Source organism: Kitasatospora sp. NPDC018058, assembly GCF_044327205.1.
Lineage (GTDB): Bacteria > Actinomycetota > Actinomycetes > Streptomycetales > Streptomycetaceae > Kitasatospora.
The window spans coordinates 12,232-26,624 of the sequence record NZ_JBIRFA010000024.1 but is presented as its reverse complement, the minus strand read 5'-3'; the positions used below and the strand labels follow the sequence as shown (position 1 = coordinate 26,624).

At 67.2% G+C, this 14,393-nt stretch carries 9 protein-coding genes; 6 read left to right on the top strand and 3 right to left on the bottom strand.

The window, feature by feature from the left end:
* Positions 1-35 precede the first annotated feature (35 nt).
* From ACH4E7_RS29245 to ACH4E7_RS29225, 5 genes are read left to right on the top strand one after another with little or no spacing between them, the layout of a single operon-like run.
* A complete protein-coding gene (locus ACH4E7_RS29245) occupies positions 36-2,876 on the top strand; it encodes a helicase-related protein (protein ID WP_396252060.1) in 2,841 nt (946 codons plus the stop codon).
* Between the two features lie 18 nt (positions 2,877-2,894).
* Entirely contained in the window at positions 2,895-8,036 is a 5,142-nt protein-coding gene (locus tag ACH4E7_RS29240) for a class I SAM-dependent DNA methyltransferase (protein ID WP_396252059.1), read from the top strand.
* Positions 8,033-9,253, top strand: coding sequence for a DUF262 domain-containing protein (locus ACH4E7_RS29235; RefSeq protein ID WP_396252058.1), 1,221 nt, complete (start codon positions 8,033-8,035; stop codon positions 9,251-9,253). The genes ACH4E7_RS29240 and ACH4E7_RS29235 overlap by 4 nt, the downstream gene beginning before the upstream one ends.
* The gene (locus ACH4E7_RS29230) at positions 9,246-10,379 is read left to right on the top strand and encodes a DUF3696 domain-containing protein (RefSeq protein WP_396252057.1); all 1,134 of its coding nucleotides are present in this window, start codon (positions 9,246-9,248) and stop codon (positions 10,377-10,379) included. The genes ACH4E7_RS29235 and ACH4E7_RS29230 overlap by 8 nt, the downstream gene beginning before the upstream one ends.
* 54 nt (positions 10,380-10,433) lie before the next feature.
* Complete coding sequence (locus ACH4E7_RS29225) at positions 10,434-11,357, top strand: hypothetical protein (protein ID WP_396252056.1); 924 nt, start codon at positions 10,434-10,436, stop codon at positions 11,355-11,357.
* A 51-nt stretch (positions 11,358-11,408) separates the two neighbouring features.
* On the opposite strand, the gene ACH4E7_RS29220 is transcribed toward ACH4E7_RS29225, so the two are convergent.
* The 3 genes from ACH4E7_RS29220 to ACH4E7_RS29210 all read right to left on the bottom strand — a co-directional run bounded on the left by ACH4E7_RS29220 (position 11,409) and on the right by ACH4E7_RS29210 (position 13,470).
* Positions 11,409-11,621, bottom strand: coding sequence for a DUF397 domain-containing protein (locus tag ACH4E7_RS29220; protein WP_396252055.1), 213 nt, complete (start codon positions 11,619-11,621; stop codon positions 11,409-11,411).
* Positions 11,618-12,430, bottom strand: coding sequence for a Scr1 family TA system antitoxin-like transcriptional regulator (locus ACH4E7_RS29215; RefSeq protein WP_396252175.1), 813 nt, complete (start codon positions 12,428-12,430; stop codon positions 11,618-11,620). The genes ACH4E7_RS29220 and ACH4E7_RS29215 overlap by 4 nt, the downstream gene beginning before the upstream one ends.
* Positions 12,431-12,567: 137 nt before the next feature.
* Positions 12,568-13,470 carry a hypothetical protein gene (locus ACH4E7_RS29210; protein ID WP_396252054.1) on the bottom strand — a complete coding sequence of 301 codons (903 nt, stop codon included), beginning with the start codon at positions 13,468-13,470 and terminating at the stop codon, positions 12,568-12,570.
* A 288-nt stretch (positions 13,471-13,758) separates the two neighbouring features.
* On the opposite strand from ACH4E7_RS29210, the gene ACH4E7_RS29205 reads away from it, so the two are divergent.
* Entirely contained in the window at positions 13,759-14,286 is a 528-nt protein-coding gene (locus tag ACH4E7_RS29205) for a GNAT family N-acetyltransferase (protein ID WP_396252053.1), read from the top strand.
* Positions 14,287-14,393 lie beyond the last annotated feature (107 nt).

The window sequence follows — 14,393 nt, the reverse complement described above, 5'->3', positions numbered from 1 at the left end:
CCACCGCACAGCACGATGAACACAGGAGGCAGCGGGTGACCCCCGAGCTGAGCAGCGCCGAACCGACCGGGACCACGGAGGACCCGTATCCGGCGGGCGCCCAGGTCTTCGTTCGGGACGAAGTGTGGCTCGTACGGAACAGCTCGCTCACCGAGCACGACGGTGCCCGGGTCGAAGTGGTCGGCGTCTCGGACTTCGTCCGCGACCAGGAGGCGGTCTTCTTCACCGCCCTTGACGAGATCGAGCTGGTCGACCCCCGGCAGACGAAGCTCGTCGCCGACGACTCGCCGAACTTCCGCCGCTCCCGCCTCTTCCTGGAGGCCGTGCTGCGACGGACCGCCCTGCCCCAGTCCGAGCGCGGCCTCGCCCTCGCCGACTCCTTCCTGCTGGACCCCCTCCCCTACCAGCAGCGCCCGGCCCAACTCGCGCTGTCCGGGCGCAACCTGCGGCCCCGGATGCTGATCGCCGACGTGGTGGGCCTCGGCAAGACCCTGGAGATAGGGATCACCCTCGCCGAGCTGATCCGGCGTGGCCGCGGGGACCGCATCCTGGTCGTCACCCCGCAGCACGTGCTGGAGCAGTTCCAGCACGAGCTGTGGACGCGTTTCGCGATCCCGCTGATCCGGCTGGACTCGGTGGGCATCGAACGGATCCAGCGCGAGATCCCGGCCGGCCGCAACCCCTTCACCTACTTCAAGCGCGTGATCGTCTCGATCGACACGCTGAAGAACACCGACCAGTACAAGCACCACCTGGAACGGATCAGCTGGGACGCGGTCGTCATCGACGAATCGCACAACCTGATCAACCGCGGCTCGCTGCGCAACCAGCTCGCCCAGATCCTGGCTCCGCGTACGGACGCCCTGATCCTCGCCTCCGCCACCCCGCACAACGGCGACGCGAAGTCCTTCGCCGAGCTCATCGGCCTGCTCGACCCGGCGGCCATCCGCGACCCGGAGAACTACCGGGCCGAGGACATCGAGCACCTCTTCATCCGCCGTACGAAGATCAGCCAAGAGGTGCGCGAGCAGATGAAGGGGCAGTGGGCGGACCGCGGGCCCTCCCGATCGGTCCGCTGCGCGGGCACACCGGCCGAGGAGAAGATCTTCGAAGAGCTGGCCGAGGTCTGGCTGCCGTCCGACGGCCGGAAGTCGGTCAGCGAGGTACCGCTCTTCCCCTACACCCTGCTCAAGTCCTTCCTGTCCTCGCCCGCCGCGCTGAAGGCCACCGTCGAGACCCGGATCAAGACGCTGGCGAAGAAGGAGATCCAGTCCGCGGTGGCGGCGGAGCGGGAGGCGCTGCTCCGGCTGCGCGACCTCGCGGGCGCGATGTCCGACACGGATTCGGCGAAGTTCAACGCGCTCGTCTCCGAGCTGCGGGCGATCGGGGTGGGACCGGGCTCCGACACCCGCGTCGTCGTCTTCTCCGAGCGCGTTCAGACCCTGGAATGGCTGCACTCCGTCCTCCCTGCCGCGCTCGGCTTCAAGGGCCGGACAGCCCAGGGCGCCGTCCGCCTGATGCACGGCGGCCTCAGCGACGAGCAGCAGATGCAGTGCGTCGAGGACTTCGGCCTCGCCGACACCCCCGTGCGCGTCCTACTCACCGGCGACGTCGCGTCCGAAGGCGTCAACCTCCACCGCCAGTGCAGCCAGCTGGTGCACTACGACGTGCCCTGGTCACTGATCCGCATCGAGCAGCGCAACGGCCGCATCGACCGCTACGGCCAGGCCCGCTCCCCCGAGTTCCGCGCACTGATCCTCACCAGCGAGGTCGAGGGCGCCAAGGACGACACCCTCGTCGCCGAGCGCCTGCTCGACCGCGAACGCGAGGCCCACCAGAAGCTCGGCACGGCGGAGGCAGTCACCGGCCTCTACCGCGCGGAGGCAGAAGAGAAGTCGCTCATCCAGGATCTGCTGCGCGGCCGCACGGTGGAGGAGTCCCTGGAATCACACCGCCCGCAGGCCGACGAGGCCGACGGCATGGACGACTTCCTCGCCGACTTCTTCGGCTCGGTCGGTGAGGAGCCGAACGGCGAGGACACCTCAGTGCCGCGCGCCGACGTCCCGCGCCTGTTCGCCTCCACCCGGGAGTTCCTGGACGAGGCCCTGCGCGAGGTCTTCCCGGACGCCCAGAGCAGCCTGGAGATGGACCGCGACGAGACCTCCGGCCTGATCTCCTTCCGCCCGCCGGCCGACCTCGTCCACCGGCTGAAGGCCCTGCCCCTCGACTACGTCCGCGAGCAGCGGCTCCGCGAACGCCTGCTCGTCACCCTCAACCGCCGCCTCGCCGAACACTCCCTGCAGCGCGCCCGCGAGTCCTCCACCTCCAGCTGGCCGGAGATCTCGCTGCTCACCGACCTCCACCCGGTGGTGGAGTGGCTCACCGACAAGGTGCTCGTGCGCCTCGGGCGGCAGGAGGCGCTGGTCGTCACCGCAGATGTCGCCGAACCCACGTACCTGATCCAGGGCGTCTACTCCAACGCTCTCGGCCGACCGACGGTGGTCAAGTGGATGGCGGTCACGCGGGACGGCACCGTCGACGACGACATGGTGGCGATACTCCGCCGCTCCGGCGTCGGCCCCACCATGGCCAACCCGCTGAAGCACTGGCCCGTCGACCGGCTGCAGGACGGTATCCCCGCCGCACTGGAACGGGCGGAGGCGTTCCTGGAACACCACCGGGAGGCCTGGGACGAGCCGCTGCGCGAACCGATCGAGAACTACCGGCTCCGCCTCGGTGAGTGGGAGCAACCGACTCTGGCCGGCGAACGCACCAAGCAGCGGCTCGCCGGCATCGCCGACTCGCTGCTCACCACCGGCCGCCCGCTCCTGCGCGTCCTCGCCGTCCTCGCCCCCACGCCGCTCCAGGCCGTCTGACCCCTGAGAGAAGCAGTTATGACGTACGACTCCCTGGTGAACCGCGGCGACTACTTCTCCGCCCACTACCTGGCCGAGGTGCTGCCCAAGGACCTCAAGTCCGGGCTGCTGAGCGTGTGGAAGGAGCGCGAGGAGGCGGCGAAGGCCGCAGCCGCCCCCGACGACGCGGAGCAGGACCCGGACGCCCTGCCGGTCACCCCGCGAGCCGGCCTGCGCGCGCTGCGCCGCCCCTACTTCCGCTCGCGGGCCGGCTTCGCCCTGCCAGAGGCGGCGGATGACGATCGGACCGTGGCGGACGACGACACCGCCACCTACGGCTCGCCGGCCTGGCGCGAGCGGGTGCGCGCGCTCAACGCGCGGGTGCTGCTGGCCCTCGGCTACGACGCCAAGCCCGGCACCATCACCGTGGAGCGGGCCGACCAGGCGTACGAGGTGCAGGTCGCGCACAGTGAGAAGGGCCTGATCGCGCTGGATTGCGGCTGGGCCGCCGAGCCGGACGCCGCCCTGGACCCGGACGGCCCGGGGCGCCTGCTCGAACCGCTGGTGCTCGACGGGCAGCACACCATCACCACCGGGTCGAAGCTCGCCTCGTTCCTGTTCGCGTGCGAGGACGCGCCCCGGTACGTGCTGCTGCTGGTGGGCGGTGTGGTCGTCCTCGCCGACCGGATGGCCTGGGGCGAGGGCCGCTACCTCGCGGTGTCGCTGGACGGCGCGCTGGAGCGCAACGACACCAAGACCGGCGGCGAACTCGACACGGTGGCAGCCCTGTTCGGCGCGGACTCGCTGCGCACGCCGGAGGCGGGCGGCGAGAACCCGCTCGCGGAGCTCGTCGACAAGTCCACCAAGCACGCGGTGGGCGTCTCCAGCGACCTGCGCGACGGACTGCGGCTGAGCGTCGAGCTGATCGCCAACGAGGTGCTGGACCGCATCCGCGAGAACGAGGGCGTGCGGCCCGAGGACGTCATGGAACTCCCCGAGTTGGGGAAGCAACTGACGCGGGAGTCGTTGCGGTATCTGTACCGGATCCTGTTCCTTCTGTACGCGGAGGCCCGGCCGGAGCTCGGCATCCTGCCGGCCGACTACCCCGAGTACCAACAGGGGTACGGGCTGGGCCGGCTGGGCGAACTCGTCGCCGAGCGGGATCTGGTGGACGAGAAGTCGCGGCGCGGGTTCTACCTGTACGAGTCGCTGGACCTGCTGTTCAAGAAGGTCCAGGACGGCTACCGGCCGCGTCGGACCCACGGGGTCGTGGAGGAGAAGGCCTCGGAGGACGTGGGGCTGCGGTTCGAGCCGCTGCACTCCAAGCTGTTCGAACCCGAGTCCATCAAGCTGATCGGCGCGGCCTCGGTGCCCGACCCGCGCTTCGACGCCGACGAGACGGGCGAGGAGCGCTACCTCGACACGCGTCTGCGCAACGCGACGCTGTACAAGGTGCTGCGCCTGCTGATGCTCACCAAGGGGCGGAAGGGCGAGCGCGGCGGCTTCATCTCGTATGCGCAGCTGGGCATCAACCAGCTCGGGGCGGTGTACGAGGGCCTGATGTCGTACAGCGGCTTCGTGTCGGACAAGGAGCTGTACGAGGTCGCGAAGGGCGGCGACCCGAAGGACGGATCGTGGCTGATCCCGAGGTCGAAGGTCGACGAGTACCCGGACAACGTCTTCGTCCGGACGCGCGACGAGAACACCGGCGAGGAGGTGCCGGCCAAGTACGCCCCGGGCGAGTTCGTCTACCGGCTGTCGGGCCGCGACCGCCAGACCTCGGCGTCCTACTACACGCCTGAGTCGCTGACCAAGGTCACCGTTCAGCTCACCCTCCAGCACCGCCTGGACCAGGACGGCACGGTGACGGAGGCCCGCGAGCTGCTGGACTGGAAGATCTGCGAACCGGCCCTCGGATCGGGCGCGTTCCTCAACGAGGCGATCAACCAGGTGGCGGCCGAGTACCTTCGGCGGCGCCAGGACGAGCTGGGCGTCGCCATCGACACGGAGAAGTACCCGGTCGAGCTGCAGAAGGTGAAGGCGTACATCGCCCTGCACAACTCGTACGGCGTCGACCTCAACGAGACGGCGGTCGAGCTGGCTGAGGTTTCGCTGTGGCTCAACACCATGCACCCCGGCATGGAAGCGCCCTGGTTCGGCTTGCACCTGCGGCGAGGGAACTCGCTCATCGGCGGGCGGCGGGAGGTGTATTCGGCGGAGAAGCTCAAGAAGGCTGCCTGGCTAGGCACGACGCCGGAACGATTCCCGCTGACCGACGCCGAACAAGGCCTTCCCGTCACCGTGACGGAGCAGAAGACCCGCAGTGGGGATCTCCGGCGCCTGACCGAGAACGCTGTGCACCACTTCCTGCTGCCCGCCAAGGAGTGGGGTGCCGTCGCCGCCGAGAAGGAGGCCAAGTCCCTCGCGCCCGAGGAGGCGAAGGCGCTGGGCGCATGGCGAAAGGCGATCACGCGGACGCCGACCGCCAAGCAGTCCGAGCGCTTGCAAGCGCTGGCCCGCCGGGTCGAGTACCTGTGGGGGCTCGTGGCGCGGCGTCTGGAAATCTCCGAGCGCGACATCTCGCGCAGCATCGACGTGTGGGGCGCGGAGGACGACTGGCTGCGACGGCCGAAGGAGGCCGTCAAGCGAGAGGACGTGCTGGCCGACCTGCATGCGGTCGACACCCCGTACTGGCGGCTCAAGACGCTGATGGACGCCTGGTGCGCGCTCTGGTTCTGGCCAGTACAAGAGGCCGCAGTGCTGAATGGCACGGACGAGCTCGACTCGCGCACCACGGAACCTGCGGCTGCCGCTACATCGGCAGAAGAGTCGAATTCAGATGTCCTGATGACCTGGCAGGCCGAGGACCTCTTCGGCGGCCTCGGGGAGTCTGGTGAGCTGACCCGCCAGGCCGTTGATCGGCTTCGTCTGGGCCGCAGGAAGGAGGCCATCCGCGACGACCGGCACTCAGCCATTGCGCTGGCCTCCCTCGATGACTGGCTGGCGTTCGCCGAGGCGATGGTCGGCGTCAAGGATGTTGAAGCCAACACTCTGGTGGGCCACTTCGAGGGCCTCAAGGACTTGTCCAAGTATGAGGACGGCCTGCCCGGGTACATGGGCATGACGCGTTTCCAGGACCTGTTGCCCCGCTTCCCCTGGATGTCAGTCGCCCGGGACGTCGCGAAAGCGCAGGGATTCTTCCACTGGGAGCTGGAGTTCGCCCAGGTCTTTGCCCGGGGCGGCTACGACATCCAGGTGGGAAACCCGCCCTGGGTGCGACCCAGGTGGCAGGAGGATGTTGTCCTGGCAGAGCTTGAGCCGTGGTTCATGCTGGCCGACAAGCCGAGTGCAGCAGAGTGGCGACTGCGAAAAGAGGGTGCACTGGCCGAAAATAGGGCAGCCAACTACGAATACTTCCTTGGCGAGATTTCATCTAATGTTGGAATGGTTTCGACACTAGGAGGATCATCAACCTATCCCACACTTGTCGGCACTCAGCCAGATCTATATCGGGCCTTCATGACCCGAGTATGGAAAAATCAGTCAAAATCCGCCGCAACAGGTCTCATCCACCCGGACTCACATTTCGGAGGGGCCAGGGAGGCGCTTCTCCGCTCTGCCGCCTACCACCACCTGCGGGTCCATGCCAGCTTTGTCAATGCCGCAAACTGGGCGTTCGAGGATTTGAATCGATCCCAGGATTTCGGCCTACACATTTACGGCCCTCCCGGTCAAATTAACTTCGCGCACCTGAGTCAGCTATACGGCGCTGATACCCTCACAGGATCCCTTTCTCACGACGGAAGCGGAGCTGTCCCAGGGGTCAAACATCGAGGGCACTGGGATACCCGTCCTCACCGCGACCGCGTCGTACCCGTCAACGAGGAACGACTGACTAGCTGGCAGCGCCTGTCTGGCGAACTCGGACCTACCGACCAAACGCCGCTCCTCTACCCGGTTCTGAAAGCCGAGCAAGGAGCCATCGACGCCTTGGCCGCTTTTGGTGAGCGACTCAGCGGACTTGACCCCAAAATTTCCCGAGGATACGACGAGGCCAACGCCAAGCGAGATGGATACATTCGATGGTCCACCAGCGAGCCGGCCACCCTCCAAGAGCTCATTCTCCAGGGCCCTCATTTCACCGGCGCCACTCCATTTAACAAGAAGCCGAATAATCCATGCAGGAATAATCGCGAGTGGTCCCTGTTCGACTTCACCAGGATTTCTCGTAAAGAAATCCCCAGGACCAATTACACTCGCGCCTGCGATCTCGATCGCTACAACGCAGCCAAGGACGTTTGGGATGGGCGACCCTACACGGACCACTTCCGCCTTGCTTGGCGTCGAATGATCCCGTTCGATACCGAACGCAGCCTGTTCGCCGCGCTCATTCCGCCTGGCCCGGCGCACATCGACGCCGTCCACTCTCTGGCACTGGCAGACAATCATCTGACCGCGCTCAATGCGGGCTTTTGGGCTTCCCTACCTCTCGACTATCTACTACGCATCACTGGTCGAGCCGACCTTCGCATTGCGGATGCGCACAAGATGCCCTCAGCTAGTGTCGACCACCCCCTGGCACACCCTCTCCTCCTCCGTTCCCTGCGCCTAAATTCCCTGACTGAAGCGTATTCACCGCTCTGGGAAGAACTGTTCCATAATTCCTGGCCAGCGGACGAGAGCTGGGCGTACGAAGGATGGCCGAACCTCAAGCCCCTCGCTACGCAGCTCACCCCCGCCTGGGAGTACGACACTCCGCTTCGAACCGAGTACGAGCGACGCGCAGCCCTCGTCGAGCTGGATGCACTCGTCTCCGTCTGGCTCGGCATCACCGCAGATCAGCTCGTCGCGATCTACAGGACTCGCTACCCGATCATGGCGGATTACGAGGCGGAGATGTACTTCGACGCGAACGGACGCAAGCTCGCCCGCAGCTTCAATGCCTACGGACACGGCCAGACCAAGGAGACCTACCCGGCCCTCCTCGACCATCTGGCCAGCCCCACCACCACCTCACCGCCCGAGGGCTACACCGCGCCGTTCTACAAGGCCGACCGCGAGACCGAGATGCGCGCCGCCCACGCGCACTTCCAGGCACGCCTCGATGCGGAGATCGCTGCCGGCCGGTGGACCCCGCCGACGCCGACCTCCCCGCTGACGCCCAATGAGGATGGATCGTGACCGACACCGACAACGCCCCGGGCGGGAAGTCCAAGTACCCCGCCGCGGAAGCGCTCTTCGCACTCGACGAGCCGGGAACTCAGCTGCCCGTCGAGTTCGACGACGGCGGCAAGAGCTCCGGCGTCGAGTCCGAGGACATCGGTGAGCGGATCGCCAGCCCCTTCGATCCCAGCAAGATCGAGGTTCAGACCCGTACCCCCACGGTCTCACTCCTCCTCAACCGCATCCGGCGCGACACCATCGACCTCGCGCCGGACTTCCAGCGCCGTGCCGGCATCTGGACAGCGAAGGCGCAGAGTAGGCTCATCGAATCGCTCCTGCTCCGGATCACCCTTCCGACGCTCTACGCCGCCGAGGTGGACGAGGAGTCATGGGCGATCGTGGACGGCGTCCAACGCCTCACCACCATCGCGCGCTTCGTCGACCCCGACGCCATCGGTGCCGAGCCTCTCGTCCTCACCGGTCTGGAGTACCTGACCGAGTTCAACGGATGCTCCTTCGCCGACCTGCCGGGCCGCCTCCAGACCCGGATCGAGGAGACCGAACTCGTCGTTCTCCTCATCCGTCGCGGCACACCGGAGGAGGTCAAGTTCAACATCTTCGCCCGTATCAACACGGGCGGCCGTCCCCTGACCCGTCAGGAACTGCGCCACGCGCTCATCCCCGGCCGGGCCCGGACCTTCCTCTACGAGCTCGCCAACACCAGGCCGTTCCTCAGTGCGACGTCCTGCAGCGTGTCCCCCGAGCGGATGTCGGACCGCGAGATGTGCCTCCGCTTCCTGGCATTCAGCCTCAACTCACCGGAGTCCTATGCCTCACAGGATTTCGACGGATTCCTCCGCTCCGCCATGCATACCATCAACACCCTGTCCCCCGAGGAGCTTTCCGGGCTGGCGGGACGTTTCCTCCACGCCATGAACGCGGCCGAACGGATCTTCGGCATCCACGCCTTCCGGAAGCGGTTCCCCGGCTACAACCGCCGTTCTCCGGTCAACAAGGCCCTGTTCGAGACCGAGTCGGCATGCCTGGCCAACCGGACCCCCGCCGAGATCGACGCGCTCGCCGCCCGCCAGTCGGTCGTCGAGAAGAAGTTCATGGAGCTCATGGACGACTCCGCCTTCGTGGGCGCGGTGTCGGCCGGCACCGGCGATGTCGGCAAGGTCAGGCTTCGCTTCCGCGAGATGGACCGGATCTTCGAGGAGACACTTGATGCTTGAGCACATCGGCATCACCAACTTCAAGGCCTTCGCCCACCAGGACATCGCCCTGGCCCCGTTCACGCTTCTCACCGGGCTGAACTCCTCTGGCAAGAGCACGGTTCTCCAGTCCCTCGCGCTCCTCCGCCAGTCCCACGGGCTTCTCCATCTTTACGACGACAGCGGCGGTTTCCTCCTCAACGGTGAACTCGTCGAGCTCGGCACTGGTCAGGACGTGCGACACGACACGTACGTGCGACACGAGTCGGCCGCCGTGGACACTCGCAGCATCACGCTCGCCGTGACGTCCGACGGAACCCGCTACGACTGGACTGCCGCATACGGCCGTGAGGACGATCTGCTGAGGATGATCGACTGTCCGATGGGTCCGGACGCCTACGACGCAGATGAGTGCTCACTTTTCCAGCCCGGTTTCCAGTACCTCAAGGCCGACCGGATCGTCCCGGCCGTCAGCTATCCGCGCTCCCACCAGGCTGCCGTGGGCCGTGGATTCCTCGGTTCCCGGGGCGAACACACCGTCAACTTCCTGCGGGCTCACCAGGACGACCCCGTCGCGGCCGGGCCTCTCCGACTCGACGACAACCACTCCGCGTCGCTCCTCTCCCAGACCGAGGCGTGGATGCAGCGGCTCTGCCCGGGCGTCAACCTCCAGGCTGTGGGCATCGACGGGACGGACACCGTACGCCTCAGTTACGGTTTCGGCTCCGGCATCTCCGCCTCCAACCGCTACCGTCCGACCAACGTCGGCTTCGGGCTGACGTACGCCCTGCCGATCGTCGTCGCCTGCCTGTCGGCCCAGCCGGGTGCCCTGATCCTCCTGGAGAACCCGGAGGCGCACCTCCACCCGCAGGGGCAGACCTGGCTGGCGTACCTCGCGGTGGCCGCAGTCGCCGCCGGGGCTCAGGTCCTCCTGGAGACTCATTCCGACCATGTCCTCAACGGCCTTCGCATCGCCGTGAAGGACGGACGCATCCCTGCCTCGTCCACGGCCGTCCACTTCTTCCGGCGCCATGAGCAGACCGCCGAGGTGATCAGCCCCGTGATGGGCGAGGACGGCATGCTCTCCGAGTGGCCGACAGGGTTCTTCGACGAATGGGAGAACTCCCTAGAGAAGCTTCTCGACTGACCTCCCGCGCTACGTTCCTGAAATTGATCCTCAACAGAAATCCCAGGGGTGGGAGTGTCACTGACACTGTTTCTCAACGAGCTGTCCTGCGAGTCCGAGTCCAGTCCCAGGGAGGTGGACACCGCGATGGCCGGCTTCGTCGACACGCTGCGCCACCTCAAGAGCTGGCAGAGCATCGCGCTGATCACCAAGAGCCCGCTGCCGACGGCCGAGTTGGCGCGCGGGTACCTCTACCAGCAGTGGGTGAACGCGAACCCGCGGAACCGCGTCCGGCATCAGTACCTTCAGGCTCTGCGCAACCGCTCGCCGTTCAGGGAGGCCGTCCAGTTGGCACTCGACCCAGACGGAGTCGAGTACCAACACGACGGACGCGCGGTCGAGGGCATCGCCTTCGCGCACCTCACCGACGGACTTGCCGTCAGTCTTCCGGTGTCGACGAAGTGGTCGGCCTCGTGGCTTGACGTCGACATCCAGCACCTCACCGAGGACGGTATCGAGAGCAGCCGTGACCGCGCGCGGCACTGCTCCAGCCCGGACGAGGCCGACGAACACAAGACCTGGGCGCAGGACACGGCCACTGCCTCGCTCACCACCCCCACCGCGATCCTCGACGCCTGGGACGAGTTCTTCCCGCACCTCCAGAAGATCCCCCGCTTCGAGCGCTGCCTGCGCCGCCTCGACGTGAAGTGGCTCCGGCCGGTTCGCAAGCTGCTGATCGACCTGGAAGCAACGGCCGCCGGCTGGGACCCTGCAACCTCACCCGAGCCCAACTGGCAGCACCCGCACATCACTCCGGAATCCCAGAGCCGTCAGCACTTGTGCACCTTCACCGACCTCGACGGCCAGGACCGCTGCTTCTCGTGGCACGGCCGCTTCACCCCGGGGAAGGGGCGGTTGCACTTCCGACTCGTCCCAGAACAGCGGGTGATCCGGCTCGGTTACGTGGGCGACAAGCTCGGTAGCGACGCGGACTCTTGAGAGGAAGCCGTCCCGGGTGCACGCCCGGGACGGCACGTCGCATGCCCCCGGTCAGACGTGACTCTCAGAAGCGAACCGGACGAACGCCGCCCAGTCGGCCGGCTCGATACGGAGGACCGGCCCTGCCGGGTCCTTCGAGTCACGCACGTGGACGGCCGCATTCGCCACAGCCACCTCCACGCACTGACCGCCTTCCGCGCCACTGTGACTGCTCTTGAACCAGGCCAGGGCCTGCGATGTTGTGGTGCTCTCGTCGGCATTCATAGCTCTCCCAGCAACTTCTCAATGTAGGCCAGCGACTCACGGGGAGTCAGCGCCTGTGCTCGGATGATCCCGTGGCGCGACCCGAGGGCGCGGACCTCCTCGCGATCAGTGACCAGTGTGCTATGTCCCTGCGTCTCCATGTAACCGATCTGCTCACCACCCTTGCGAGTGAACAGCGTGAAGCCACCGTCGATGCCCGCGTTGTCCTCACGATCGAGGGGCATCACCTGCGCCTCGACGTTGCGCCGGTGCCCGACCAGGAGGATCTGTTCCAACTGGCCGCGCATCACCGCCGTGCCGCCAAGTCGCCGCAGCAGCACGGACTCCTCCATGACGAAGCTCAGCAGTGGAGAGATCCGCGATGCGAACAGCTCCTGCCGAGCCAAGCGGGCAGCCACCCGCTGCTCGATGACGCTTTCCTCCAGCAGAGGCCTGCGCATCGCGAGCAACGCCCGCATGTACTCCTCGGTTTGAAGCAGGCCGTTCACCACATGGATGTCGTAGGACTGCATCTCCACCGCCTCCGCCTCCAGCTTGGCGGCATCCCGGAAGAACGCGGGGTACCGGGCCCGCGCGACCTCGTCCTTCATCGCGATCAGGACGCCGCCCGCGTTCAGCTCGCGATCCGCCTTATCGATCAGCTCCGGCCGGGGAATCCGCCGGCCGAGCTCCACCGAGGCGATCTGGTCCTCTCCGTACCCCAGCCGCGCACCCAACTCAGCGCGGGTCAGTCCCTCCCGCTCACGCAGGAGCTTCAGCTGCCGCCCGAAGGCGCGCAGCAGGCCTGCCCCGTCATCCTGTTCCGCCACCTCGGCCACCTCCGACCCACCACCCTCAACGGCATCGCCCACCGCAGGACCCACCAGACATCCGCACACGATCGGCTACCGAAACGATACGGTCCGCAACCAGCCAGCGTGTCTGAAATCCAGCGAATTCACCCCCGCTACGCCGCAGATGCGACCACGGCACCGCGCAGCAGGCCGCGCGCGCGTTCGGCGCCTCGCCGGTTGCGTTCGACAGCGGCCACATCCGGCCCGACCTCAGGAGGTGCAACTCCCGTGCAGCGTCGGCAGATGGCGCCACCACCCGCCACCGGATCCGCACAGCGCGCGCATTCCCCCACACCACCGCCAGTGTCACCGACCGCGACCACCGCCACCGGCATCCGCCGCTCCAGGCGCGCTCGCACGAAGCCCGCCGGCGCGAGCACCTGCGAGGGCAGACCGCCCAGCAGCGCCTCCCGCAGCCGCCCCACGTCCGGATCCCGGGCGAGCCAGTCCGCCACCAGCGGTGCGAGGTCCAGGACTTCGGCCGCCCCCAACCGCAAGCGCCGGTCCCGGGCGGTCAACCTCCCGAGCAGCCCGGCCGCAGCGGTCCGGGCCTCCGCGCCAACGTCATCCGCCGCTACCGCCCCCATCGCCGCCTCGCGGGAGGAGGTGTTCCCCTCGTTCTTCTCCCCCTTGGGGGAAGTGCCGACCACCCGGCCCTCCCCCTCACCGAGTGCCGGGTTGCGGACCGAACCGCGCCACGCCGCCTCGATCTCGTCCGCCTCCGTCAGCGGCACGCTGCTGACGAGGACGCGGGTCGTCCACGTCCCCTTCGTCGGGTGCTGGGAGCGCCGGACGTGCAGGAAGCCCTCTTCGATCAGCTGTGCCCGCGCACCGGCAACGGCCGTACGCCCCTCGGGCATGCGCTTGCCGATGGTGAGGATGGTGTCCCGGCTGCCGGGCGGCAGCGACAGCGCCCACAGCAGCAGCGTCTTCGCCGTGGCCCGCAGACGCGCGTGGCGGACGATCTCGTGTGACGCCCGTACATAGCGTTCGGGCGCGATAAAGTGCACGTGCATGAGGAGTCCCAACTCCCTGTGCCTGACCCCGGGGTGTTAGCGCACCGCCGGGGTCACCTATTGATCTGTAGCCGGACGGTAGCACGCGGTGACCACCTCCCGCCCGCGAATCCGCGAACCGCCCGACTCGCAGCCAGGGTCGGCCGCGACGAGGGCGAAGGGTGGCCAGACCGGCACCGACTTCGACCGGCTCGCCAGCACCAGGGCGCGAACGGAGCAGCCCGCCAGAGTCAGCTGATGCCTGTCTGGACGGCCTGAGGCGGTGGACGATCGACGAGGATCGTTGCCATGACCTACGTGATCGAAGCCGCTCGCCCGGACGACTCCGCATGGTTGGGGCCGTTGCTACTGAGGACTTGGCTGCAGACATACCCCAACCCGGAGGCGGAGATCGACGAGGACTGGATCCGCGAGCATCGCGGCTCGTCAGCCACTGCGGAGGGCATCACCCAGTGGCGGGAGTTCATCGAGGCAGCGCACCAGCAACCGGATCTGCTGTTCTGCCGTGTTGTCCGTTCCGGAACCGAGATCGTCGGCGTCCTCTGCGGACGCCGCGACAAGGTAGTCACCCTCGGACCGATGTATTTGCTGGACCACGTCCAGGGCCAGGGACTCGGTGGCCGCATGATGACCGAGTTCCTCACCTGGGCCGGACCCACACGCATATGCCTGTGGGTCACCGACTACAACGACAGCGCGGTCCGCTTCTACCAACGCCACGGATTCGAGATCACAGGCGAGCGAGAGCTTTGGCAAGGAAAGCTGCCCAACATACGTATGACCCGCGAGGCCGCATCCAGCATCAATGACAGCTGATCTGCGCGGGACCGAACCCGTGTTGACCTGCTCCGCCTCCGCCCAGTCCCGCTCACCGCCGCGCACTTCGACGAGCGTCAGAACCCGCTGGTCGTACACCTTCGTTC